This is a genomic window from Winogradskyella endarachnes (assembly GCF_009741275.1).
Taxonomy (GTDB): Bacteria; Bacteroidota; Bacteroidia; order Flavobacteriales; family Flavobacteriaceae; genus Winogradskyella; species Winogradskyella endarachnes.
In genome coordinates, this window is record NZ_WOWS01000027.1 from 1 (window position 1) to 602 (window position 602).

1 pseudogene is annotated in these 602 nt (G+C 31.2%); it reads right to left on the reverse strand.

Annotated features, from left to right (window positions below):
* Positions 1-602 (reverse strand): annotated as a pseudogene (locus GN138_RS16370) (hypothetical protein); the annotation flags it as partial.

Consider the following 602-nt stretch of genomic DNA (forward strand, 5'->3'; position numbering starts at 1 on the left):
TATTAACAAAAATTGACCCTAAAGAGTTACCCAAATTGTCTAAAGCCTCAACACCTACTCGGTTATTTCCACCTCGTTCTGTAATAGCAATAAACATGCCTGCCGTTGTTACTATATCATATGAATACGTTAAATCATAACTATCTGCAGTAAAATCTTTATTATTTAAATATTGAAAATGATTTAAATTTCTATCTTGAAATGCTGACAAAGCAATTACATCGAATAAATCATCAGAATCAGTGAATAAATTTGACTCTTCACCTATATTATTTTCTGTAATATAGACCATATCGTTAGCGGTCACATTAGAAATATTATTTGAATAACCACTTGGTAAAATAAAGTCTGCATATTCAAATCCTGAAACCGTAATACTATTTAAATAATGAGACTCTGTACTTGAGTTTGCATCATTTGTTGTTACATCATAAGCCAAATCTGAAATTGAACCATCTATTCCACTATCTGAAGGTGGGCATTCAAATACATCTAAAATACCATCATTATCATCGTCTAAATCACAAACATCAGTTATATTGTCGCCATCAGTATCTAAATTTCCTGAGGCTACTGGGTCACAAGGATCTACATAACAAACA